Below are 23,893 nucleotides of genomic sequence, written 5' to 3' on the forward strand. Positions count from 1 at the left end.
CTGGTGGATCCCCCAATCCAATAGCAAAAAGGCGCAGCGGAAGAAAAGTGCAGCGGGGCGAGTATGACCATTCAGAACAGTTCGAGCGGATTTCGGCGGGCAGGGAGACTCGACGGGATCGAATTGTCCGAGATCGTCCAAATCTCGGAACGGGCCGCGCAGCTGCGGGCGCAGGGTGTGGACGTGATTGCGCTCAGCACCGGCGAGCCCGACTTTCTCACGCCGCCGCATGTGGTCGAGGCCGCGCACAAGGCGGCGCTGGAAGGGCAGACCCGATACCCCGCCACCGCCGGAACGCCGGCCCTGCGTGCCGCCATCGCGGAACAGGCCGGGGTCGAGCCGGCGCAGGTCATCGTCTCGACCGGGGCCAAGCAGGTGCTGGCCGGCGCGTTCCTCGCGACGCTCGATTCGGGCGATGAGGTCATCACCACCGCGCCTTTCTGGACCAGCTATGCCGACATGGTGAAACTGGCGGGCGGTGTGCCGGTCGTGCTGGATTGTCCGCGCGAACAGGGCTTCAAGCTGACCCCAGAACAGCTGGAGGCGGCGATCACCCCGCGCACCCGCTGGCTGCTGTTGAACACGCCGTCGAACCCGACCGGGGCGGTTTACACCGAGGCCGAATTGCAGGCGCTGGGCGCGGTGTTGGAGCGGCATCCTCAGGTCTGGGTGATCTCGGACGAGATCTATCAGCACCTCGCCTATGTGCCCTTCACGCCCTTTACCCAGGCGGTTCCGGCGCTGGCAGACCGCACGCTGACGGTGAATGGCGTGTCCAAGGCCTATTCGATGACCGGCTGGCGCATCGGCTGGGGCATCGGCCCCGCGCCGCTGATCAAGGCGATGGCGGCGGTGCAGGGGCAGATCACCTCGGGCGCCTGTTCCATTGCGCAGGCGGCGGCGCTGGCCGCGCTGACCGGCCCGCAGGACCTGTTGGCCGAACGCCGCGAGGCGATGCGTGCGCGCCGCGATCTGGTCGTGGGTGGCCTGAACGCCGCCAGTTTGAACTGCGCGGTGCCCGACGGCGCCTTCTACGTTTTTCCGCAGAATCCCGCTGCGATGCCCTCGGACCCCGAGTTCTGCCAACATCTGCTGGATCAGGCGGGCGTTGCGGTGGTGCCGGGGCGGGCCTTCGGAATGCCGGGGCATTTTCGGCTTTCCTTTGCCTATGACACCGATAGCCTGACCCAAGGCCTGCGGCGGATCACCGACGCCACGGCCCAACTCTGACCTGACCGGGGAACCCAGATGGATCGCGCCCAGATCGTTCACGAAAACTTCCTGACCCGCGTCGCCAACCGCGATCTGCCCGCAGGCGCGCCGCCGCGCCCGGGCCTGACTGCGCCCGAGGCGGTGTCGCTGTTCCGCTCGCAGGTGCTCAGCCGCGCCCTGGACCGCACCAGCCGGGCGATGCAGAAGGCGGGGCAGGGGTTCTATACCATCGGCTCGTCAGGGCACGAAGGCATGGCCGCCGTGGCCCATGCCCTGCGCCCGACCGACATCGCCTTTCTGCACTATCGCGACGCCGCCTTTCAGATCGCCCGGGCCGAGCAGGTGCCCGGCCAGCAGATCGCCTGGGACATGCTGCTGAGCTTTGCCTGCTCCAAAGAGGACCCGACCTCGGGCGGGCGGCACAAGGTGCTAGGCTCCAAGGCGCTGATGATCCCGCCGCAGACCTCGACCATCGCCAGCCACCTTCCCAAGGCGGTGGGCGCGGCCTATAGCCTGGGCGCGGCGCGGCGGCACGATCCCGAACACCGGCAACTGCCCGAGGACGGCATAGCCATGTGTTCCTTTGGCGACGCTTCGGCCAACCACTCCACCGCACAGGGGGCGATCAACACCGCCGGCTGGACCAGCGTGCAATCGATCCCGCTGCCGCTCTTGTTCGTGTGCGAGGACAACGGCATCGGCATCTCGGTCAAGACACCCAAGGGCTGGATTCGGGCGTCGATGGAGCACCGCCCGGGCATCAGGTATTTTCAAGCCAACGGGTTGGACATCTATGAGACCTTCGCGGTGGCGCAGCAGGCGGCCGAATACGTCCGCACCCGGCGCAAACCGGCCTTCCTGCACCTGAAGACCGTCCGGCTGTATGGCCATGCGGGGGCGGATGTGCCCACCACCTATCTCAGCCGCGCCGAGGTCGAGGCCGACGAGGCCAACGACCCGCTGCTGCATTCGGTGCGCCTGCTGGATCAGGCCGGGGCGCTGCCGCCCGATCAGGCGCTGAAGATCTATGAGCAGACTTGCGCCCGCACCGACCGCATCGCGGCGCAGGCCGCCACCCGCCCGCATCTGGCCACCGCCGCCGAGGTCGCGGCCAGCCTGATCCCGCCGAAACGCCCCTGCAAGCCCACCAACGGCCCCCGCGCCGAGGCCCGCGCCGCCGCATTTGGCAGCGACCTGCGCGCGATGGACGACCCGCAGCCGATGGCCCGCCTGATCAACTGGGCGCTGACCGACCTGATGCTGGAACATGGCGAGATCGTCTGCATGGGCGAGGATGTGGGCCGCAAGGGCGGCGTCTATGGCGTGACGCAGAAGCTGCAGGCGCGCTTCGGCCCCGACCGGGTGATCGACACGCTGCTGGATGAACAGTCCATCCTCGGCCTCGCCATCGGCATGGCCCACAACGGCTTTGTCCCGATCCCCGAGATCCAGTTCTTGGCCTATCTGCACAATGCCGAGGACCAGATCCGGGGCGAGGCTGCCACGCTGCCCTTCTTCTCGAACGGGCAGTTCACCAACCCGATGGTCGTGCGGATTGCTGGGCTGGGATACCAGAAGGGCTTTGGCGGGCATTTCCACAACGACAACTCGCTGGCCGTGCTGCGCGATATTCCGGGCGTCATCATCGCCTGCCCCTCGACTGGGGCGGATGCGGCGCGGATGCTGCGCGAATGCGTGCGGCTTGCGCGCGAGGAGCAGCGGGTGGTGGTGTTCCTGGAACCCATAGGGCTCTACCCGATGCGCGACCTGCACGAGGGGCAGGACGGCGCGTGGATGACCCGTTACCCCGTGCCCGGTGAACGGATCGCGCTGGGCGAGGTGGGCGTGCATGGCGATGGCACCGATCTGGCGATCGTGACTTACGGCAACGGCCATTACCTGTCGAAACAGGCGCTGCCCGAACTGGCAGCGGCGGGCCTCAAGACCCGCATCATCGACATGCGCTGGCTGGCGCCGCTGCCGGAACAGGCGCTGCTGGAGGCCACCAGGGGCTGCAAACACGTCCTGATCGTCGATGAATGCCGCCGCACCGGCAGCCAGTCCGAGGCCCTGATGACGCTCTTTGCCGAACAGACCGACTTGCCCACCGCCCGCGTGGTGGCCGAGGATTGCTTCATCGCCACCGGCCCCGCCTATGCCGCGCCGCTGCCCTCGAAGGATGGCATCGTGGCCGCCGCCCTGACCCTGACCGGAGCCGCAAAATGACCCGCACCGCCGTCCTGATCTGCCCCGGCCGGGGCACCTACAACAAGCCCGAGCTGGGCTATCTGCACCGTCACCATTCGAACCGCATGGAACTGTTCCGCGAATTCGACGCCATCCGCGCCGAGACGGGCCAGGAGGCGGTGACCGCGCTGGACGGCGCGCAGCGATTCTCGGTCAGCAAATATTCGCGCGGCGACGTGGCCTCGCCGCTGATCTACGCCGCGGCGCTGGCCGATGCGCAGGCGCTGGCCGAGGATATCGAGGTCGTGGCTGTCACCGGCAATTCGATGGGCTGGTATATCGCGCTGGCCGCTGCTGGCGCGCTGTCGCCGGAAAACGGGTTCCGGGTGGTCAACACCATGGGCGCGCTGATGCAGACCCACCTGATCGGCGGGCAACTGGTCTATCCCTTCACCGGTGACGACTGGCGCGACGACCCGGCCCGAAAGGCCGAGCTCTTGGCCGAGGTGGCGCGCATCGACTCTCTGCCGGAACATGACCTCGCCCTGTCGATCGACCTGGGCGGGATGCTGGTTCTGGCCGGCAATGAGGCCGGGCTCAAGGCGTTCGAGGCCGCGCAGCCCGTGGTGCAGCAACGGTTCCCGATGCGGCTGGCCAATCACGCGGCCTTTCACACGCGCCTGCAGGCCCCCGTGGCGCAGGAGGGTCGCCGACAACTGCCCGCCACGCTGTTCACCCAGCCCGACCTGCCGATGATCGACGGGCGCGGCAAGATCTGGTGGCCGGGGGCAACCGACACGGGCGCGCTGTGGGATTACACGCTGGGCCATCAGGTGACCGAGCCCTACGATTTCACCCGCGCGGTGCAGACCGCCGCCCGTGAATTCGCACCCGATCTGTTCATCGTCACCGGCCCTGGCGCGACATTAGGCGGCGCGGTGGCGCAATCGCTGGTGCTGGCCAACTGGCGCGGCATGTCCGACAAGCAGAGCTTTCAGGCCCTGCAGGCGCAGGACCCGTTCCTGATCGCTTTGGGGCGCGAGGATCAAAGACCTCTTGCCATCGGCTGAGCCCTCGGGAAATCTGCGCGCGCATTCAAGGACATCCCGCCCATGACCACAGACCCGGAAATCAGCCTCTGGACCAAGACCAGCCGCGAGCGGGTGGACGCCCCGCCCCTGGCCGGGTCTGCCACGGTGGACCTTGCCGTGATCGGCGGCGGTTACACGGGCTGTTCGGCGGCGCTGCACGCAGCGCAGGCGGGGGCGTCGGTCTGTCTGCTCGAGGCGCACCAGATCGGCCATGGCGGGTCGGGCCGCAATGTCGGGCTGGCCAATGCCGGGCTGTGGCTGCCCCCGGCCGAGATCCGCGCCCATCTGGGCCGCGAGGCCGGTGACCGGCTGATCGCCCTGCTGGCGCAGGCCCCGGCCGAAGTGTTCCGCCTGATCCGTGACCACGCCATCGATTGCGAGCCGGTGCAGGCCGGAACCCTGCATCTGGCCCATTCGCCCAAGGGCCTGCGCGACCTCCAAACCCGCCGCCAACAGTTGTCAGCCGACGGCGCGCCGGTCGAACTGCTGTCGGCGCAGGAAACCGCCCGCCGCACCGGCAGCGAGGCCTTTCACGGCGCCATCTTCGACCCGCGCGCCGGGACGATCCAGCCTCTGGCCTATGTGCAGGGCCTCGCCCGCGCCGCGCGGCAGGCCGGGGCCGCGATCCACGCCAACAGCCCGGTGCAGACCCTGCGCCATGATGGCGATGTCTGGCATCTGGACACACCGCTGGGTTCTGTGCGCGCCAAGGCGCTGATCCAAGCCACCAACGCCTATCACGCGGGGCTGCCCGACACCCGACAGGACTATGTGCCGGTCTATTACTTTCAATACGCCACCGATCCGCTGCCCGAGGAGATCCGCGCCACCCTGCTGCCGGGGGGCGAGGGGTGCTGGGATACCGGGCTGATCATGACCTCGTTCCGCATGGATCAGGCCGGGCGGCTGGTGATTGGGGCGATGGGTGATCTGGGCCACGCGGGCAGTTTCACCCATCGCGGCTGGATCACGCGGAAACTGGCGCAGATCTTTCCCGCGCTGGCCGGCCAACCGCTGAAGGACGGCTGGCATGGGCGCATCGCCATGACCTCGGACCATATCCCGAAGCTGGTGCAGATCGGGCCAAACGCGCTGTCGGCGCATGGCTATTCCGGGCGCGGGATCGGGCCGGGCACGGTGTTCGGTCGCATGATGGCCGACAGCCTGCTGTCGGGCGACCCCGCCCGCCTGCCGCTGCCGCCGGTGCCTGAGCACAGCGAAAGCTGGACAGGCCTGCGCCGCGCCTTCTTTGAGACCGGCGCGACGCTGACGCATCTGGTCAAGGCAAGGGTCTGACCAATCAGAACGAGCGGGTGATCCCGCCATCCACCCGGATGTTCTGCCCGGTGATATAGCCGCCGCCCTCGGAGGCCAGGAACGCGATGACCGAGGCGATTTCGTCATAGCTGCGCCCGTAGCGGCCCATGGGGATCTTGGCCTTGAACTCCTCCTTTTCCGGCAGGCTGTCGATGAAGCCGGGCAGGACGTTGTTCATGCGGATGTTCTCGGCGGCATATCTGTCGGCGAACAGCTTGGTGAACGCCGCAAGCCCCGCCCGGAACACGCCCGAGGTCGGAAAGACCGGATCGGGCTCGAACGCCGCGAAGGTCGAGATGTTGATGATCGACCCGCCCCCCTGCGTCTGCATGATCGGGGTGACCAGCCTTGTGGGGCGCACGGCGTTCAGGAAATAGACCTCCATCCCCTGATGCCAGTCCTCGTCGGTCAGCTCCAGCACCGGCGCGCGCGGGCCATGCCCGGCCGAGTTTACCAGCACGTCGATCCGCCCCCAATGGGCCATCGCCGCATCCACCAGCCTCTGCAGGTCGTCATTCGACTGGTTCGAGCCGGTTACCCCTACGCCACCCAGCTCGGCCGCCAGCGCCTCGCCCTTGCCGGACGAGGACAGGATGCCAACCTTGAACCCGTCCGCCGCCAGACGCCGCGCCGCATCCGCGCCCATGCCGCTGCCGCCGGCGGTGATCAGAGCCACTTTTTCCGTCATCTTCGTTCTCCGTTTCCATCTGCCGCCAAGATGAAGCGTGGCCCGCCGTTTGACCAATCAGTTCTTCTGCCCTAAGGCTGCAGAAAAACTATTGTGTGAGCGTCATGACTGCTCTTCCTCCGCTGAACGCCCTGCGCGCCTTCGAGGCGTCGGCCCGACACCTGAACTTCAGGCTGGCGGCGCAGGAACTGGGTGTCACCCAAGGGGCGGTGGCGCAGCAGGTCCGGGGCCTCGAGGCGCGGCTGGGCACCCTGTTGTTCGACCGTCTGCCACGCGGCCTGCGCCTGACCGAGGCCGGTCGGCGGTTCCACGCGCCCCTGCGCCGCGCTTTCCGTCTGATCGAAGAGGCGGTCGAAGACCTGTCCGGCCAGCGTCAGATCACCCTGTCGGTCACACCCAGCTTTGCTTCGAAATGGCTGGTGCCGCGGCTGGGCGATTTCACCGCGCACCACCCGGATGTCTCGGTGCAGGTCGATGCGCGCGAGCGGCTGGCCGATTTCCAGACGGACGGGGTGGACATCGCGGTGCGGCAGGGCCGCGCGCCATTTGGCGACGGTCTGGTGGCCGAGCCGCTGTTCCCCACCGAATTCGTCGTCGTCGGCAGCCCTGACCTGGCCGCGCAAGTGACATCGGCGCAGGACCTGCTGGCGCATGTAATGCTGAGCGATTCACACGGCCTGTGGCCCCTGTTTCTGGAACGCGCCGGCGTTCAGGGGCGCCCGAGGATGATGAATTTCAGCCAGACCAGCCTGGCCATCGACGCCGCCGTGGCCGGGCAGGGCTTTGCGCTGGCCAATGCGCCACTGGTCGCGGCCGAGCTGACGGCGGGACGGTTGGTGCAACCGCTGGCGCAGGTGCTGCTGGATGATCTGGGGTTCCATATCGTCACCCCGCGCAAGCCACGGCAGCCGGATCTGGTGGCGCTGATGCGCGACTGGCTGCGGGCTCAGGCCTGAAGCGTGGCGGCAATCGCCGCGATCTGGCCCCGCAGCCAGCGATGGGCGGGATCGTTGGCGAACCGCTGGTGCCAGACCATGTAGATCGACACCGGCTGACAATCGAAGGGCAGGGGCGCACAGTCCAGTGCCGCCAAAGGCCCCTGTTTCATCAGCGCCGTGTCGGTCGAGATCAGGTCGCTGCCCTTCACGAAGGCCGGGATCGCGTTGAAATGCGGCAGCGTCACGGTGGGCGGGCGGATCTGGCTTTGATCCACGCCGCGCATCACCGCCCGCGCGTTGCGCCCGTCGGGAAACCGCACCTCGACATGGTCCGAGGTGCAATAGGCGGCCCAGTCGGCGGGCGGGTCGCGGCGTTCGGCGTCGTAGAACACCATCAGCGGGCTGCTCATCAGCAGCTTTTGAAAGATGTCGGGGCCGTCCGGCGGCAGCGGGGTCAGCATCAGCTGGCACCGGTCGCTGCGCAGCAGTTCAGGGTCGGGCACGCCCGAGGGCATGAACCCCAGCCGCAGCCGCACCTCATCGGCCCGCGCTGCGCGCAGCAAGTGCGGAAAGATCAGCTCGCGCGGCATGTCGTTGGTGGCGATCTGGACGGTGATCTCTTCGGACAGCGGGTCAAAGGGCCGCTCGTCGGTCAGGGCACGCATACCGTCCAGCACCCTCTGCACCGGGTCTTTCAGCGCCAGCGCCCGCTCGGTCGCGCGCAGCCCCTGGCCCGACCGCACGAACAGCGGATCGCCCAGCACCTGCCGCAGCTTGGCCAACGTGTGGCTGATGGCCGATTGCGTGACGCCCAGGCGGTCGGCGGCCTTGGACACTGAGTTTTCCTCGAGGATCGTCAGAAAGGTGCGCAGGACCTTGCCGTCCAGATCCGTGAAATCAATTTTCTTCATACCGTTTATGATCCGCCATGAATGGTATTGCTGTTCATGCCGCGCTAGGGGAAGCTTGGCAACAGGAGGCACGCGATGGGGATCCGCTTTTTCTCGGACAAGAACCGACCCGTTCACATGGGGCCTTTTCCGCTGGAACGGCTGCGGCGACAGGATGCGCTGCCCGATCTGTCGGCGCTAGCGCCCATGCCGGTGCTGAGTTTCGACCGCCCCGAGCAGCCCGACAGCATCGTCAACGCGATGGGCGAGTTTCAGGCGATGCTGGACACCATCCGCGATGGCTTCGTCAATCCGGCCCGGGCTGAGATGCCCGGCGATCCGGTCGAGCGCGCCAACCACCTGAAGGCATTTGGCTATTTCAACGATGCATCGATGATGGGTTGCGGGCCTCTGCCGCCGCAGGCGCTGCTGGACCAGCCCCGGCGCAACCCCGATATCGACCGGCTGGCCCATGCGCTGCAGACCCGGCAGACAAAGACCCTGGCCTCGGGGATCGACGTGATCATGGCCGACCTGCGCGACAGCGTCGCGGCCCAGCCGGGGCCGATCACCGCCCATCTCCATGCCATCGTGTTCCTGTACGAACATCACCGCGACCCCGATCCGGCCGAGCCCGGCGCCGAGTGGATCCTGGATGCGCAGGATCACCGCGCCTGCCTGCTGGCCACCGAAAACGCGGTGGTGATCGCCAACTACATCCGCTTGTTGGGGTATGACGCGCGGGCGCATTCGGTGATGTCCTCGGACGTGGATCTGCCGCGCCTTGCCGCCGCAGCCGGGTTGGTCTGGGCCGAGGATGGAACCGCCGTGGCCCCCTGGCTGGGGCGTCGGTTCGGGCTGGCCGCCGTGACCACCGAGTTGGAAATCGCCCATGATCGACCGCTGGACCCGCGCGACCGGCAGCCGTGGTTCCGCACCCAAGGCCCCGCGTGGTGGCTGGGCGCGGGTTTTGCCAAAAGCGCGCTGAACCGCGACCCTTTCGCCCGCCGCCGCTATGTCGATGGCGCGCACCCGTTCGAGACGCTCAAACGCGTGGACAGCCCGACCACCTATATCGACGAAGCGAACGTGCCCCGCGTGCCCAAACGCGCCGACATGTTTGCGCGGGCGCAGTTCGGCGACATGGGCAAACCGCTGCAGGACGCGGCGAAGGGCGGGCACTACGTCCGAAAATCCGCGCCCAGCTTTGCCCAACGGCGCGCGCTGGGGGCCTTCGTCCTGCTGCAGGACGGCGACAGCGCCGAGGTCGCCAGCCCCACCGATGCCGAGCGCAACGCGGCGAACATCAAGGCGGCCAGCTATTTCCTGAGCGTCGATGCCGTGGGCCTCAGCCGCTGCCCCGAATGGGCGTGGTATTCCCACGACGCCACCGGCGAGGAAATCGTGCCGCCCCACGATCAGGCCGTTAGCATGATCATCGACCAGGGTTATGAGACGATGGAGGGCGCATCCGGCGATGACTGGATCAGCGTCGCCCAGTCGATGCGCGCCTATCTGCGGTTCTCGCTGCTGGGTGGGGTATTGGCCCGTCAGATCCGCAATCTGGGCTACAAGGCCAAGGCGCATACGGTGATGGATGGCGAAGTGCTGCAGCCGCCGCTGCTGTTGCTGTCGGGGCTGGGCGAGGTCAGCCGCATCGGCGAGGTCATTCTGAACCCGTTCCTGGGCCCGCGCCTGAAATCGGGTGTGGTGACCACCGACATGCCCATGACCCACGACAAGCCCATCGACTTTGGCCTGCAGCGGTTCTGCGAAAGCTGCAACAAATGTGCTCGCGAATGCCCCTCGGGGGCGATCACCGCCGGGCCCAAGCTGATGTTCAACGGCTACGAGATCTGGAAATCCGACAGCCAGAAATGCGCCACCTACCGGATCACCACGCCCGGCGGGGCGATGTGCGGGCGCTGCATGAAGACCTGCCCCTGGAACCTGGAAGGGCTGTTCGCCGAACGCCCCTTCCGCTGGGCTGCGATGACCATTCCCGCCGCTGCGCCCGCGCTGGCGAAACTGGACGATGCGCTGGGCAATGGCGGGCTGAACGACACCAAGAAATGGTGGTGGGATCTGGAACTGCAGCCCGACGGCGCCTATCGGCCCACAGCGCACCCGCTGAACCGGCGCGATCTGCAAAAGGATCTTGACCTGAAATACGAGGATCAGACGCTGGCCGTCTATCCCGCCCCCATTGCGCCGCATCCCTGGCCCTATCCCTTTGCGATGGACCGCGAAGCCGGGATTGCCGCCTATCAGGCGATGGTCACGGCCGAGGAGTACAAGACCCGTCTGGCCGCCGGAGACATGTCGGTGGTGCATCGCTACACGATCTCGGGCGATGCGCCGGTGATGCAGCTGGTGCTGTCGAAGGTCGAGAAGATGACGGCAGACGTCACCAAATACGAGTTCTCCACACCAGATAGTACGCCCTTGCCGGATTGGACGGCCGGCGCGCATCTGGATGTGCTGGTGGCGCCGGAATTCCTGCGGCAATACTCGATGTCCGGAGACCCGGCCGACCGCATGACCTATCAGATCGGGGTCCTGCGCGAGGATCAGGGCCGCGGCGGATCGGCCCTGCTGCATCGCATCTTTCACGAGGGGCGCAAGGTGTTCGTGTCAAAGCCGATCAATCATTTCCAACTGGACGAGACCGCCGCCCGCACTCTGCTGATGGGCGGCGGCATTGGGATTACCCCGATGATCGCCTTCGCGCATCGCCTGCACGCGCTGGGCCGCGATTTCGATCTGCATTATTCCGTCCCCTCTCGGGAACAGGCCGGGTATCTGGCCGATCTGGCCGCCGCGCCCTGGGCGGATCGCGTGCATCTGCATGTCTCGGACGAGGGCACCCGCGCCGACCTGGACACGATCCTGGCGGGCTATCGCGACGGCTGGCATGTCTATACATGCGGCCCGGACCGCTACATGGAGGCGGTGATGCAGGCTGCCGAACGTCAGGGCTGGCCCGAGGAGGCCCGGCATCTGGAGTATTTCTCGGTGCCCGAGCAGCCCGATTATGAAAACCACCCGTTCACCCTGCGGCTGGCACGCTCGGGGCGTGACCTTGAGGTGCCCGCCGACAAGGACGCGGCGCAGGTGCTGAACGAGGCCGGCATCCATGTCGACGTGAAATGCGCCGACGGCATCTGTGGCGTCTGCAAATGCGGGCTGATTGCAGGCGAGGTCGAGCATCGCGATTTCGTCCTGTCGCGCAAACAGCGGGAATCGGCGCTGATTCTTTGCCAGAGCCGCGCGGCCGAGCCGGGCGGGGTGGTCGAGATCGACCTCTGACCCCGGTCGGAAAGCGACATTTTCAGGCGAAAAAATAGGTCGCGCGGGCCATGGACGCCGCCGCGCGGCTGCTCTAACGTCGCCCCAAACCCAGTGAACCCTGACCAACAGGCGCGAGGTACAATCATGCAATATCACCGCCCCGCCAGCTTTGCCGAAGCTTCGGATCTGGCTGCCCATGCAACGGGCATCACGCGGTTTCTGGCCGGCGGCACCGACGTTCTGGTGCAACTGCGGTCCGAGATCGTGACCCCCGACACCCTGATCGACATCAAGACCATCGACGGGGTGCGCGACATCACCCGCCACGCCGACGGCAGCTGGACGCTGGGCGTGGCCGTCACCGGCGCCGAGATGAGCGAACATCCCCAACTGGGCCGCGAGTGGCCCGGTGTAGTCGAGGCGATGGACCTGATCGGTTCGACCCAGGTTCAGGGCCGTGCCACGCTGACGGGCAACTTGTGCAACGGCTCGCCCGCAGCCGACTCGGTTCCGGCCATTGTGGCCGCAGGGGTTACGGCGACAGTGACCGGCCCGAACGGCGATCGGGTCGTGGCGGTCGAGGACATCCCGACCGGCCCCGGCAAGACCTCGCTGGCGCAGGGCGAACTGATCTCGGCTCTGCACATCCCGGCGCGGGGCGCGAGTGGCGGCGACGCCTATCTGCGCTTCATTCCGCGCACCGAGATGGACATCGCCGTGGTCGGCGTGGGCGTGAACCTGCGCGTCGATGGTGACACGATCACCGAGGCCCGCGTTGCGCTGGGGGCCGTGGCGCCCACCGTCCTGCTGGTCGAAGACTGCGCCCGGGCGCTGATCGGCACCACGCTGGACGATGCCACGCTGGCGGCGCTGGCCGCCGCCGCCTCGGCGGCCTGCAAACCCATCGACGACAAGCGCGGCACGATCGAATTTCGAACCGAAGTGGCCGGCGTTCTGGCAAAACGCGCCGCGAAAATCGCCTATGCCCGCGCCAAGGGAGAGACCGCATGACCAAGCATCACGTCACCACCACCGTCAACGGCGACACGGTCGAATACCTGTGCGACGCGCGCGAAACCCTACTGGACTGTCTGCGCGACAAGCTGAACCTGACCGGCGCCAAGGAAGGCTGCGGCACCGGCGATTGCGGCGCCTGCTCGGTCACGCTGGACGGGCGGCTCGTCTGTTCCTGCCTGGTGCTGGGGGTTGAGGCCGAGGGCAAGCAGATCGAAACCATCGAAGGCATGGCCCGGGGCGAAACCCTGCACCCGTTGCAGCGCAAGTTCATCGACCATGCCGCGCTGCAATGCGGGGTCTGCACACCGGGCGTTCTGGTCGCCGCCAAGGCGCTGCTGGAAAAGAACCCCGACCCGACCGAGGAAGAGGCCCGCTATTGGCTGGCCGGCAACCTGTGCCGCTGCACGGGTTATGACAAGATCATCCGCGCCGTTCTGGAGACGGCCGCCGAGCTGCGGGAGGCTTCGTAATGGCACTCGACGATCGCAAGTCGCATTTCACCTTCGTGGGCACCCGCCCGAACCGTCCCGACGGTTTGGACAAGGTCACCGGCCGCGCCCGGTTCGGGGCCGACGTGACCGCGCCGGGCATGCTGTTCGGCGCCATCCTGCGCTCGCCCCACGCCCATGCGCGGATCGTCCGGATCGACACCTCGAAGGCCGAGGCGCATCGGGACGTGAAAGCCGTGGTCACCCGCGCCGATTTCGCCGATGTTCCGTTCAAGCCCGGGCTCGAGGGCGAGTTCTGGAACGTTCTGGAAAACGTCATGGCCGGGGAAAAGGCGCTTTATGACGGGCACGCGGTGGCGGCGGTTGCGGCCAGCTCGGCGCTGGCGGCGCGGGATGCGCTCAAGCTGATCGAGGTCGAATACGAGGTGCTGCCTCATGTCACCGACGTGGACAAGGCGATGGCGCCCGACGCTCCGGTGATCCGCGAGGGCGCGGCCGACTATTCGGTGCCCGAGGGGATGCACCCCAACGTCGTGCGCTATCACGAAAGCGGCCACGGCGATGTCGAGGCGGGCTTTGCCGATGCCGATCTGGTGATCGAGGATCACTTCGTCACCGAGGCCACCCACCAAGGCTATATCGAACCGCACGCCTGCCTTGCCTCGCTGGGCGCTGACGGCAAGGGCGAGCTGTGGTGCTGTACCCAGGGCCACTGGATCGTGCAGAAAACCTGCGCGGCATTGCTGGGGATCGAAACCGCGCAGCTGCGCGTAACCGCATCGGAAATCGGCGGCGGGTTCGGCGGCAAGACCACCGTGTTCATCGAACCGGTGGCGCTGGCGCTGTCGCGCAAGGCCAACCGTCCGGTCAAGATCGTGATGTCCCGGTCCGAGGTTCTGCGGGCCACGGGGCCGACCGCCTCGGCCTCGATGGACGTCAAGATCGGCATGAAGAAAGACGGCACCATCACCGCCGCCCAGGGCGTGTTCCGCCTGCAAGGCGGTGCGTTTCCGGGTGCCCCGGGCGATATGACCGCGATGTGCGCCTTTGCGCCCTACAACCTGACCAATGTGCGGCAGGTGGGCTATGACGTCATGTCCAACCGCCCGAAACAGGCCGCCTATCGCGCGCCCGGCGCGCCGATGGGGGCGTTTGCGGTAGAATCGGTCATCGACGAGCTGTGCAAGAAATTGGGCCTCGACCCGGTCGATGTACGCCTGAAGAACGCCGCGCGCGAGGGCACCAAGGCCAGCTATGGCCCCACCTATGACCGGATCGGCCTGGTCGAGACGCTCGAAGCCGCCAAGGGCCACCCGCATTATTCCGCGCCGCTGAAGCCGGGGCAGGGGCGGGGCATCGCCTGCGGGTTCTGGTTCAACCACGGGGGCGAGACCTCGGTGTCGCTGGCCCTGTCCGAGGACGGCTCGGCGCAGCTGATGGTCGGCACGCCCGATATCGGCGGCTCGCGCGCGTCGATGGCGCTGATGGCGGCCGAGGTGCTGGGCATCCCGTACGAGAACATCCGCGTGACCATCGCCGACACCGCCACGCTGGGCTACAACGACGTCAGCCACGGCTCGCGCGTGACCTATGCCAGCGGTCTGGCCACGATCAAGGCGGCGCAGCACGCGGTCGAGAAACTGTGCGAACGCGCGGCGGCCAAATGGGGCATCCCCGTGGACGCGGTGAAATGGGAAAACGGCTGCGCGGTGCCGTCCGGCCCCAACGCAGGCGATTTCGACCCGCTGCCGCTGGCCGAGATCACCGCCGACATGGGGCGCACCGGCGGCCCGATTTCGGGCCATTTCGAGGCGACCCCCGAAGGCGCGGGCGTGTCCTTCGGCACCCATATCGTCGATGCCGAGGTCGATCCCGAAACCGGCAAGACCTCGATCACCCGCTACACGGTCATCCAGGACGCAGGCAAGGCGATCCACCCGGCTTATGTCGAGGGCCAGTTCCAGGGCGGCGCGGCGCAGGGCATCGGCTGGGCGCTGAACGAGGAATACATCTACGGCGAGGATGGCCGGCTGCAGAATCCGGTGTTCCTCGACTACCGTATCCCTGTGGCCAGCGACCTGCCGATGATCGACACGGTGATCGTCGAGGTGCCCAACCCGGGCCACCCGTTCGGCGTGCGTGGCGTGGGTGAAACCGGCATCGTGCCGCCATTGGCAGCCATCGCGAACGCGGTCTCGAACGCGGCGGGCGTGCGGATGCGACAACTGCCGATGTCGCCGCCGCGCATTCTGGCCGCCCTCAAGGGCAATGGTTGAGGTCCATCTCTGGTCCGGTCTCCGGTCGCTGACCGGGGGCCAGGAAGTGGTGCAGGTTCAGGCTGCGACAACCGGCGAGCTGCTGCGCGAACTGGTGCGCCTTCATCCGCAACTGCAGGCGCCGATCGACGCGGGCGTGTCCGTTGCCGTCAATGGCCGGATCATTGCAGCGGGTCTGTCCGAACCCATTCCCGAAGGTGCCGAAGTCTATCTGATGCAGAGGTTGCGGGGCGGGTAGCCCCGTGAAATCGGCGGGGGAGGACCGGAAGCCCCGGTCTTGAATTCGGCGCTTCGGCCTCACCCCTGGTCCTACCGAAGTACCCCCTCGTTAAAAAAACACCATCAAACGGATCGGCAGGATTGATCCGCTATGTATTGCAATATTGGCATTAGTATTGCGGGAAGGTGTCAGATGTGTGTGATTTCCGACCATGTCTGGTTGACGTTGGGGAAGTCGTTGCTGCTGAGAGAATAACTATGACGGGCTAATGTCGACGCCGAAAAACGGTTTGGCAGAAAATCAAAAGACAATATCTTGTTTTCTGAATGCGTGCTCATCGAAAGGAGTACGGATATGAAAAAATTGATAATTCCCGCTTTGACTGGTTCGCTCGCTTTGTCCGCGTGTGCCCAGTCCGCTGACAAAGTTACGGCCGCGTATGTGCCCACGACGCTATACACCGGCGATACGTGCACACAGTTAAGACAAGAGCAAGCCAGAGTAGTCGCCCAGGTAAACCATCTGACAGGCGAACAAGACAAAAAGGCTCAGAACGACGCAGTTGCTATGGGTGTGGGCCTCGTGCTGTTCTGGCCGGCGTTGTTCCTGCTTGCTGCCGATAAAGATGAGAGCGGTCAACTCGCTCAAATGAAAGGCCAGTACGACGCAATATTGGCCGGTGGTGCACGAAAGGGTTGCTGGTCCTAAGAGAACCGTTGTCTAGCACTACCGGCCTCGCCTTAGCGCGGGGCCTTCTTTTCGTTTCCTCAAATACTCATTGCCGAAAAGCTTGGCTCTGAAAGACTGTTTCTGATGCGGATGTGGTCGATTGCGGTGTTGGTGCAAGACAAGACGCAACAGGCATCATCCTCCAATCATGCACGTCTGGCCCTATCTGGGTTCGCGCGGCCATCCATGTTTGGACGGCGCTTGGGTTTCATGCACTTTTTGGGCGATGGTGCTGCTGGAGAGAATTGAACTCTCGACCTCTCCCTTACCAAGGGAGTGCTCTACCTCTGAGCTACAGCAGCGCTGTGGGCGGGTGATTAGACTCAAACGAAACGGGGCGCAAGGGTCTCTGGACGGTTTTTTTCGCCTCCTGTAGAGAAAGATCATGGCAGAGAAAAAATCACCCAAAAAACACGGACAATCCGGATCCGCGCGCGAAGATCGGCTCAAGGCTGCCCTCAAGGCAAACCTGGCGCGGCGCAAGGCGCAGGCCAAGGCGCGCAGCGCACAGGATGACCGGCCGGGACAGCACAAGGACTAAGAGCAGATGGATTCGATTCTGGTAACGGGCAACGGGCCGCTTCACGGCCAAATTCCGATCGCGGGGGCCAAGAATGCCTGTCTGACGCTGATGCCGGCCACGTTGCTCAGCGAAGATCCGCTGACGCTGACCAACGCGCCGCGTCTGAGTGACATCAAGACCATGACCGCGCTGCTGCAGTCGCTGGGGGCCGAGGTGTCGGCCCTGCAGGACGGGCAGGTTCTGGCGATGTCCAGCCATGATCTGACCAGTCACACGGCCGATTACGAGATCGTGCGCAAAATGCGGGCCTCGAACCTTGTTCTGGGGCCGCTATTGGCGCGTTTCGGGCAGGCCGTGGTTTCGCTGCCGGGCGGCTGTGCCATCGGGGCGCGGCCGATGGACCTGCATGTCGAGGGGCTGGAAGCACTGGGTGCCGAAATCGAGTTGAAGGACGGCTACCTGCACGCCAAGGCGCCAGGTGGATTGAAGGGCGCGGTGCATGAAATGCGCTTTGCCTCAGTGGGTGCCACCGAGAACATCGTCATGGCCGCGACGCTGGCCAAGGGCACCACGGTTCTGAAAAACGCCGCACGCGAGCCCGAGATCGTGGATCTGGTTCAATGCCTGCGCAGCATGGGCGCGCAGATTGACGGCGAGGGCACCTCGACCATTGAGATCCAGGGTGTCGACCGCCTGCACGGGGCCACGCACCAGGTGGTCACCGATCGGATCGAGCTGGGTACTTACATGCTGGCCCCCGCCGTTTGCGGCGGTGAGGTCGAACTGCTGGGCGGCCGCCTGTCACTGGTCGAATCCTTCGTCGAGAAGCTGACGGCCGCAGGGGTGGTCGTTGCCGAGACGAAACAGGGCCTGAAGGTCTCTCGCAAGAATGGCCGGGTGCGCGCCGTGGACGTGGTGACCGAGCCGTTCCCCGGCTTTCCCACTGACCTGCAGGCGCAGATGATGGCGCTGATGTGCACGGCCGAGGGAACCTCGGTGTTGGAGGAGCGGATTTTCGAGAACCGCTTCATGCATGCCCCCGAATTGGTGCGCATGGGCGCGCAGATCGAGGTGCATGGCGGCACCGCGACGGTGACGGGGGTCGAGCGCCTGAAAGGCGCGCCGGTGATGGCCACCGATCTGCGGGCCTCGGTCTCGCTGATCCTGGCCGGGTTGGCGGCCGAGGGCGAAACAACCGTCAGCCGAGTCTATCATCTGGACCGCGGATATGAGCATGTGGTCCGCAAGCTGGAAGGCGTGGGCGCGAAAATCGAACGGATCAAGGGCTGATGGCAGACGCAACATTCGAAGATGGGCGCGAGGCGCCGCTGAACCTTGGCGCATTGGATGTCGAGGACCTCAAGGTGATCGCAACGCTGACGCAGGATGCGGTTTTTCCGGTCAGCGAAATGACCTGGCAACCAGCCCGCCGCCGCTTTGCCTTGCTGCTCAACCGGTTCCGGTGGGAGGACAAGGAAGCAGCCGAGCGCCGTGGCCGGGATTTCGAACGCGTGCAGTCGCTGCTGGTATTCGACTCGGTCCTGTCGGTGTCCAGCCAGGGGGTTGATCGATCCGACAAGGACCTGATCCTCTCGGTTCTTGATATCGAGTTCCACCCTTCGGATGATGGCACGGGCGAGGTGCTGCTTGTTCTGGCCGGGGATGGCGCGATCCGTCTGACGGTGGAAGCGGTTGATGCAACGCTCAAGGATGTGACCCGCCCCTATCGTGCGCCTTCGGGCAAGGCGCCTCGGCACCCGGACTGATATGCAGAACAAGCGTGGCATTTCGCAGGCGCTGTCTCCGGGGCAGGCCGGCGTGTCGCTGCGCCGGGCCACCGTGTTCGACGTGTTCGGGTTGAGTCAGGTTCTGGTCCGCTCCGTCACCCGACTGTGTGAGGCCGACCACGGAAATCAACCAGACAAGATCGCGGCATGGACAGCCAACAAGGACCCGCAGTCCGTTCGCAACTGGATCATCTCCAGCACCCAGATCTGGCTGGCCGAGCGGAACGGAAATGTGGCCGCCGTCGGTGGGCTGCGCGCACCGGCCGAGATTTCGCTGCTTTATGTCGATCCGGGCCACGCAGGGCAGGGGGTCGGTGCCGCGTTGCTGTCCCGGCTCGAGGCCGAACTGGCCACATCAGGGGCCCCCGTGGCCCATTTGATGTCCACCCGGACCGCGTTGGGCTTCTATCGCCGGTATGGCTGGGTCGCTGCAGGGGAGCCCGCGGACTGGAACGGTATGCCCCAATTCCCCCTGCGCAAATCGCTGCACCCCCCGGGCTGAGGGTTGAGGCCCGCCCCGGCGGGCGATAAGACCCGTTCAAACGCCCCGGAGTACGCAAATGCCCGTTTTCCTCGACACGACATCCGCCGATTTCGAAACCGGTTTCCAAGCCCTTCTGTCCGCCAAACGCGAAGACAGCCCCGATGTCGACGCCGTCGTGGCGCAGATCATTTCAGATGTGCGGTCGCGTGGCGACGCTGCGGTGATTGAGCTGACGGCGAAATTCGACCGGTTACAGCTGACGCCGGACACGCTGGCCTTCAGCGCCGACGAGGTGACGCAGGCCATCGCAACCGTCAGCGACGATGACCGCGCGGCGCTGGAACTGGCCGCCGCGCGCATCCGCGCCTATCACGAGCGCCAGATGCCGCAGGATCAGGAATGGACCGACGAGGCGGGCGCGACCTTGGGCTGGCGCTGGTCGGCGGTCTCTGCCGCGGGGCTTTACGTGCCAGGCGGGTTGGCCTCCTATCCGTCCTCGGTGCTGATGAATGCCATTCCCGCCAAGGTGGCCGGGGTCGAGCGGCTGGCCATCGTGGTTCCCACGCCGGACGGGCAGGTCAACCCGCTGGTCCTGCTGGCCGCGCGCCTGTCAGGCGTCGACGAGATCTATCGCATCGGCGGCGCGCAGGCGATTGCGGCGCTGGCCTATGGCACGGAAACCATCGCGCCGGTGGACAAGATCACCGGGCCGGGCAACGCCTTTGTCGCGGCGGCCAAGCGGCGGGTGTTCGGCAAGGTCGGCATCGACATGATCGCGGGGCCCTCCGAAATTCTGGTGATCGCGGACAAGGACAACGACCCCGACTGGATCGCGCTGGACCTGCTCAGCCAGGCCGAGCATGACGAAAGCGCCCAATCGATCCTGATCACCGACGACGCCGGTTTCGGCCGCGCGGTGGTCGAGGCGGTGGAAAAACGGCTGGAGTCGCTCGAACGACGCGCGATCGCCGGGGCGAGCTGGCGCGACTATGGTGCTGTAATCACCGTGCGCGACCTGGACGAGGCCGCCACGCTGTCGAACCGCATCGCACCCGAGCATCTGGAACTGTGCGTGGCCGATCCGGCGGCGCTGAGCCGCAAGACTACCCATGCCGGCGCGATCTTTCTGGGCCAGTACACGCCCGAGGCCATCGGCGACTATGTCGGCGGCCCGAACCATGTGCTGCCTACCGCACGCTCGGCCCGGTTTTCGTCGGGGCTCAGCGTGATGGATTTCCTCAAACGCACCACGCTCAGCCATATGACCCCCGAGGCTCTGCGCGCCATCGGCCCGGCGGCCGAGCAGCTGGCGCGGTCGGAAAGCCTGGAGGCGCACGGGCTATCCGTGGGTGCTCGGCTCAAGCGGCTGAACGGTTGACGGCCATCTGACCTTGCGTCCGGCCCGTTTCCCGCGTTGTCCCGCGGGCATAGGTGCGCTAGGTCTGGCCTGACCTGAACGGAAGTCGATGACCATGACCCGCATTTCGCATATCGAACTGGACGATCGAAACCTGCCACCGCCCACGCCCGAGATCGAGCAGGAGCGCAAGGTTGCGATCTATGACCTGCTCGAGGAAAACTCGTTTGCCCTGCCCAAACGTGACGACCGGCTGGTGCCCGACGGCCCCTATCATGTGCAACTGTCGATCCGCGACAAGCGGCTGGTGTTCGACGTCACCACCGAAGACAGCCAGAAAGCCGCCGAGTTCCACCTGTCACTGGGTCCGTTCCGGCAGGTGGTCAAGGACTACTTCCAGATCTGCGAAAGCTATTTCGATGCGGTCAAGACCCTGCCGCCCAGCCAGATCGAAACCATCGATATGGCCCGGCGCGGCATCCACAACGAAGGCAGCCGGGTTCTGCAGGAACGGCTCGAGGGCAAGGCCGAGATCGACACCGACACCGCCCGCCGCCTGTTCACGCTGATCTGCGTGCTTCATTTCGGAGGCTGACGGGTGAAGCCTCTGCCGCATTCGGTCCTGTTCTGCTGCGACCACAACGCGGTGCGCTCGCCCATGGCCGAAGGCATCATGAAGAAATTCTACGGCACGGGCACATATGTGCAGTCGGCCGGGGTACACAACGACCTGGAAATCGACGGGTTCAGCATCGCCGTCTGCCAAGAGATCGACGTGGAACTGTCACGCCACCGGTCGCGGTCGTTCGACGAGATGCAGGAATGGGGGGATGACCTGGGATCATTCGACCTGATCGTGGCCCTGTCGCCTGCCAGCCAGCGCAAAGCGCTGGAGCTGACGCGGGTTTTTCACCTCGATGTCGATTATTGGCCAATAATGGACCCTACCGGACTGGGCGAGACGCGCGAGGAAAAGCTACTCCACTACCGTCAGACCCGCGATCAGATTATCAAACACCTGAAGGATCGCTGGGGGGAACCTACGGAGATCGCATGACCCAGACCGTCCAAGCCTATTTCGATGCCTTCAACGCCGGGGATGTGGCCGGCATGCTGGCCAGCCTGTCCGACGACGTGGCCCATCACGTGAACGAAGGCCAGATCCGCGTAGGCAAAGAGAAATTCGCCGAATTCTGCGCGCATATGAACCGCTGCTACCGCGAGACCCTGACCGACATGGTGATCTTCGAGGCCCAGGGCGGCACCCGCGCGGCCGCCGAATACATCGTCAACGGCACCTATCTGGAAACCGATGCCGGCCTGCCCGCGGCCTCGGGCCAGTCCTACCGCCTGCCCGCCGGGTCGTTCTTTGACCTCAAAGACGGCAAGATCACCCGCGTGACCACCTATTACAATCTTGCTGACTGGGTGAAACAGGTGTCGGGTGGCTGAGGTCACGAAGGTCCGCGCGCTGACGGGGCCGGCGCTCGAGGCGGCGCTGGACGACGTGGCGCGCCTGCGCATTTCGGTGTTCCGCGACTGGCCATATCTCTATGACGGCGATCTGGCCTACGAGCGCGGATACCTGCGATCCTACCGCGACAGCGACCGGGCGATCGTGGTCGTCGCTTTTGACGGCGAAAGGCTTGTGGGGGCCGCGACCGGCGCGCCGCTGGCCGACCATGCCGAGGATTTCGCCGCCGCTTTCGACGGCACCGGGCTGGACCTTTCGCAGATCTTCTATTGCGCCGAATCCGTGCTGCTGCCCGCCTTTCGGGGGCAGGGCGTCGGGCATGCGTTCTTTGACCTGCGGGAAAGCCATGCCCGTGCCTTGGGCTTTGCCAAATGCGCCTTTTGCGGCGTGCAGCGTCCGGACGACCACCCGATGCGGCCGGCCGACTATCGGCCGCTCGACCCGTTCTGGCGCGCGCGGGGCTATGCGCCCTTGCCCGGCGTGATCGCCCGGTTTTCGTGGAAGGATCTGGGCGAGGACTCGGAAACACTCAAACCGTTGCAATTCTGGATCAGGGATTTGTGAACCCGCCGCAACGCGTTGTGTGTGCCCGCTGGCACGCGCGCCGACAGCCGTTCGTCTAGCCGCGAAAATCTTCGAGGATCCGTCGATGGAACGCTCCTCGTGCTCCAGCGCCCAAGGGTCCTGCGACACATTCCCGATCCAGGTTCAATTCCCCCGCGGGCACGATTTGCCGGGCGATTTCGGGCGGTGTCGTTTCGTCAGACGTTCCCGTCCTCCAATCGTGAAAGGCGGAGGAGTATCGAACGACCGCTCCGCTCGCTGGCATGTCAAGCAACCCACCTTCGGCAAAGAACGTCAGTCCGTCTCCCATTTCTTCCCCGATGAGTTTGAGTCTGTCACCCAAGCGATGCTTGAGGATGGCGACAAACACGATCGCGGCGGAGAACGTGAATTTATCGACAAGTACGACGACCCGCTGACTTGCGCTTTGCGCGATTGCGTCGATCAAAGGCATCGTCAGAAGAAAATCACCGCCGGTGTTTCCGCGAACGTCAATCAAAAGCGTTTTGTCAGAGCAAGCGCGCACGCGATCCGCTGCCTCGGCTATGGTTTTGCGCAGCGCATCTTTGCCCGGGTCAAAGAAGCTTGGCAGTTGAGTTGAAAGCCCAAGTGCCTGCCAATCCTCAACCTCCACAAAGCTCTCGGGTTCCCATGCTGGATCGGCTTTGCCGTGCTCGTTTCTCGGGTAGAGTGTCGACGCAGGAACGGTGTTTCCATTTGCTACTTTCAGGTTGGTTGTCTGCCCGTTTTCGTCCTGCACATGATACTCGGTCATACCGTCGTCGGACGAAAATCCCAGCCGTTCCAACGCGTACGGCCAAGCCAGGATAATCGGACCGATGACCCGCTTCCTCTGGCGCGTTCCCGCCAGAAATTTGTCCGCCGCGGCCTCGATTTCGCCTACAGCAGCGCCATTGACTGCCAGTAGTGTGCCTTGTGGGGCGATCACCCCCGATGCCGACCCAAGGACTTGGACGGAACGCCCCACGCTCACGAACCGCAGAGGCAACACCGAGATTGCATCATTCGGGATCAGCCTTGTGTGCCCGTTGTTGGGAAGTGCCAGAAGGCGCATCGCCGACAGCAGAAATGCTTCGACCGAGCCCTCAAGTGCGTATCGTCGACTGTCGCTGACACAGCTGTCTATCGCCACCCTTTCGATCCGCCGAAAGCTGGGGTCGTTTGGCAGGACAGTCTCCAGAATGAGCTTCAGGTCATCGATCAGCGACATGGGTCACAGTGCGCATGGACGATCGGCAATGTCCAGATTGGGTGCGGGTCCGGCGCTCTCCCGGCCCGGACCCTTGCTTTGAAAGGCTAAGCATCGAACCAAAAGTTTCTGTTGGAGCGCACAGCCCGATTGGCCTGTACACCGGGCAACAACGGCTATTTACTTCTT

Annotated in this window: 23 protein-coding genes and 1 tRNA gene; 20 read left to right on the forward strand and 4 right to left on the reverse strand. The window is 65.4% G+C overall.

The annotated features are described in order from the left end of the window. Positions 1-63: 63 nt before the first annotated feature. From ACR0NB_RS00190 to ACR0NB_RS00205, 4 genes are read left to right on the forward strand one after another with little or no spacing between them, the layout of a single operon-like run. Positions 64-1,230: a pyridoxal phosphate-dependent aminotransferase gene (locus tag ACR0NB_RS00190; protein ID WP_480774630.1), complete on the forward strand. Its 1,167-nt coding sequence runs from the start codon at positions 64-66 to the stop codon at positions 1,228-1,230. 18 nt (positions 1,231-1,248) lie between these two features. Continuing rightward, positions 1,249-3,438 (forward strand): dehydrogenase E1 component subunit alpha/beta, encoded by a 2,190-nt coding sequence (locus tag ACR0NB_RS00195; RefSeq protein WP_480774631.1) that lies wholly within the window; start codon positions 1,249-1,251, stop codon positions 3,436-3,438. After that, a complete protein-coding gene (locus ACR0NB_RS00200; RefSeq protein WP_480774632.1) occupies positions 3,435-4,469 on the forward strand; it encodes an ACP S-malonyltransferase in 1,035 nt (344 codons plus the stop codon). Before ACR0NB_RS00195 ends, ACR0NB_RS00200 begins: the two co-directional genes overlap by 4 nt. A gap of 42 nt (positions 4,470-4,511) precedes the next feature. Further along, positions 4,512-5,786 (forward strand): NAD(P)/FAD-dependent oxidoreductase, encoded by a 1,275-nt coding sequence (locus ACR0NB_RS00205; RefSeq protein ID WP_480774633.1) that lies wholly within the window; start codon positions 4,512-4,514, stop codon positions 5,784-5,786. A gap of 4 nt (positions 5,787-5,790) precedes the next feature. Here the strand turns inward: ACR0NB_RS00205 and ACR0NB_RS00210 are convergent, their stop codons facing one another. Continuing rightward, complete coding sequence (locus tag ACR0NB_RS00210) at positions 5,791-6,495, reverse strand: SDR family oxidoreductase (RefSeq protein ID WP_480774634.1); 705 nt, start codon at positions 6,493-6,495, stop codon at positions 5,791-5,793. Between the two features lie 104 nt (positions 6,496-6,599). On the opposite strand from ACR0NB_RS00210, the gene ACR0NB_RS00215 reads away from it, so the two are divergent. Continuing rightward, positions 6,600-7,451: a LysR substrate-binding domain-containing protein gene (locus tag ACR0NB_RS00215; RefSeq protein WP_480774635.1), complete on the forward strand. Its 852-nt coding sequence runs from the start codon at positions 6,600-6,602 to the stop codon at positions 7,449-7,451. On the opposite strand, the gene ACR0NB_RS00220 is transcribed toward ACR0NB_RS00215, so the two are convergent. Next, on the reverse strand, positions 7,442-8,344 hold the full coding sequence (locus tag ACR0NB_RS00220) for a LysR family transcriptional regulator (RefSeq protein WP_480774636.1): 903 nt from the start codon (positions 8,342-8,344) through the stop codon (positions 7,442-7,444). The genes ACR0NB_RS00215 and ACR0NB_RS00220 overlap by 10 nt on opposite strands. Before the next feature lie 75 nt (positions 8,345-8,419). Between ACR0NB_RS00220 and ACR0NB_RS00225 the strand changes: the two genes are divergently transcribed. The 6 genes from ACR0NB_RS00225 to ACR0NB_RS00250 all read left to right on the forward strand — a co-directional run bounded on the left by ACR0NB_RS00225 (position 8,420) and on the right by ACR0NB_RS00250 (position 16,284). Then, positions 8,420-11,632, forward strand: a complete 3,213-nt coding sequence (locus ACR0NB_RS00225) for a reductive dehalogenase (protein WP_480774637.1) — start codon at positions 8,420-8,422, stop codon at positions 11,630-11,632. Between the two features lie 126 nt (positions 11,633-11,758). Beyond that, positions 11,759-12,625, forward strand: a complete 867-nt coding sequence (locus ACR0NB_RS00230) for an FAD binding domain-containing protein (protein ID WP_170401462.1) — start codon at positions 11,759-11,761, stop codon at positions 12,623-12,625. Beyond that, positions 12,622-13,101: a (2Fe-2S)-binding protein gene (locus tag ACR0NB_RS00235; protein ID WP_170401465.1), complete on the forward strand. Its 480-nt coding sequence runs from the start codon at positions 12,622-12,624 to the stop codon at positions 13,099-13,101. Before ACR0NB_RS00230 ends, ACR0NB_RS00235 begins: the two co-directional genes overlap by 4 nt. Then, complete coding sequence (locus tag ACR0NB_RS00240; RefSeq protein WP_480774638.1) at positions 13,101-15,356, forward strand: xanthine dehydrogenase family protein molybdopterin-binding subunit; 2,256 nt, start codon at positions 13,101-13,103, stop codon at positions 15,354-15,356. Before ACR0NB_RS00235 ends, ACR0NB_RS00240 begins: the two co-directional genes overlap by 1 nt. Continuing rightward, positions 15,349-15,594 (forward strand): MoaD/ThiS family protein, encoded by a 246-nt coding sequence (locus tag ACR0NB_RS00245; RefSeq protein ID WP_040633350.1) that lies wholly within the window; start codon positions 15,349-15,351, stop codon positions 15,592-15,594. The genes ACR0NB_RS00240 and ACR0NB_RS00245 overlap by 8 nt, the downstream gene beginning before the upstream one ends. A gap of 336 nt (positions 15,595-15,930) precedes the next feature. Then, positions 15,931-16,284 (forward strand): hypothetical protein, encoded by a 354-nt coding sequence (locus tag ACR0NB_RS00250; protein WP_480774639.1) that lies wholly within the window; start codon positions 15,931-15,933, stop codon positions 16,282-16,284. Between the two features lie 248 nt (positions 16,285-16,532). Here ACR0NB_RS00250 and ACR0NB_RS00255 read toward each other — a convergent pair. Further along, positions 16,533-16,607: transfer RNA gene (locus ACR0NB_RS00255), tRNA-Thr, on the reverse strand. Positions 16,608-16,690: 83 nt separating this feature from the next. Between ACR0NB_RS00255 and ACR0NB_RS00260 the strand changes: the two genes are divergently transcribed. The 9 genes from ACR0NB_RS00260 to ACR0NB_RS00300 all read left to right on the forward strand — a co-directional run bounded on the left by ACR0NB_RS00260 (position 16,691) and on the right by ACR0NB_RS00300 (position 22,494). Continuing rightward, entirely contained in the window at positions 16,691-16,846 is a 156-nt protein-coding gene (locus tag ACR0NB_RS00260; RefSeq protein WP_170337448.1) for a hypothetical protein, read from the forward strand. Positions 16,847-16,852: 6 nt separating this feature from the next. Then, positions 16,853-18,118, forward strand: a complete 1,266-nt coding sequence (gene murA, locus ACR0NB_RS00265; protein ID WP_480774640.1) for a UDP-N-acetylglucosamine 1-carboxyvinyltransferase — start codon at positions 16,853-16,855, stop codon at positions 18,116-18,118. Then, complete coding sequence (locus tag ACR0NB_RS00270; protein ID WP_170337450.1) at positions 18,118-18,594, forward strand: DUF2948 family protein; 477 nt, start codon at positions 18,118-18,120, stop codon at positions 18,592-18,594. Before murA ends, ACR0NB_RS00270 begins: the two co-directional genes overlap by 1 nt. 1 nt (position 18,595) lies before the next feature. After that, positions 18,596-19,117, forward strand: a complete 522-nt coding sequence (locus ACR0NB_RS00275; RefSeq protein WP_170401537.1) for a GNAT family N-acetyltransferase — start codon at positions 18,596-18,598, stop codon at positions 19,115-19,117. Between the two features lie 58 nt (positions 19,118-19,175). Continuing rightward, entirely contained in the window at positions 19,176-20,477 is a 1,302-nt protein-coding gene (gene hisD / locus ACR0NB_RS00280; RefSeq protein ID WP_480774641.1) for a histidinol dehydrogenase, read from the forward strand. Positions 20,478-20,571: 94 nt separating this feature from the next. Next, positions 20,572-21,051 (forward strand): UPF0262 family protein, encoded by a 480-nt coding sequence (locus ACR0NB_RS00285; RefSeq protein ID WP_093962859.1) that lies wholly within the window; start codon positions 20,572-20,574, stop codon positions 21,049-21,051. 3 nt (positions 21,052-21,054) lie between these two features. Beyond that, positions 21,055-21,513, forward strand: coding sequence for an arsenate-mycothiol transferase ArsC (locus ACR0NB_RS00290; RefSeq protein WP_480774642.1), 459 nt, complete (start codon positions 21,055-21,057; stop codon positions 21,511-21,513). Continuing rightward, positions 21,510-21,908 carry a ketosteroid isomerase-related protein gene (locus tag ACR0NB_RS00295; protein ID WP_480774643.1) on the forward strand — a complete coding sequence of 133 codons (399 nt, stop codon included), beginning with the start codon at positions 21,510-21,512 and terminating at the stop codon, positions 21,906-21,908. The genes ACR0NB_RS00290 and ACR0NB_RS00295 overlap by 4 nt, the downstream gene beginning before the upstream one ends. Further along, positions 21,901-22,494, forward strand: a complete 594-nt coding sequence (locus ACR0NB_RS00300; RefSeq protein ID WP_480774644.1) for a GNAT family N-acetyltransferase — start codon at positions 21,901-21,903, stop codon at positions 22,492-22,494. Before ACR0NB_RS00295 ends, ACR0NB_RS00300 begins: the two co-directional genes overlap by 8 nt. Before the next feature lie 55 nt (positions 22,495-22,549). Here ACR0NB_RS00300 and ACR0NB_RS00305 read toward each other — a convergent pair whose 3' ends face one another. Next, complete coding sequence (locus tag ACR0NB_RS00305) at positions 22,550-23,725, reverse strand: S41 family peptidase (protein ID WP_480774645.1); 1,176 nt, start codon at positions 23,723-23,725, stop codon at positions 22,550-22,552. Positions 23,726-23,893: the final 168 nt, after the last annotated feature.

It is taken from the genome of Ruegeria sp. CG3 (assembly GCF_056537205.1).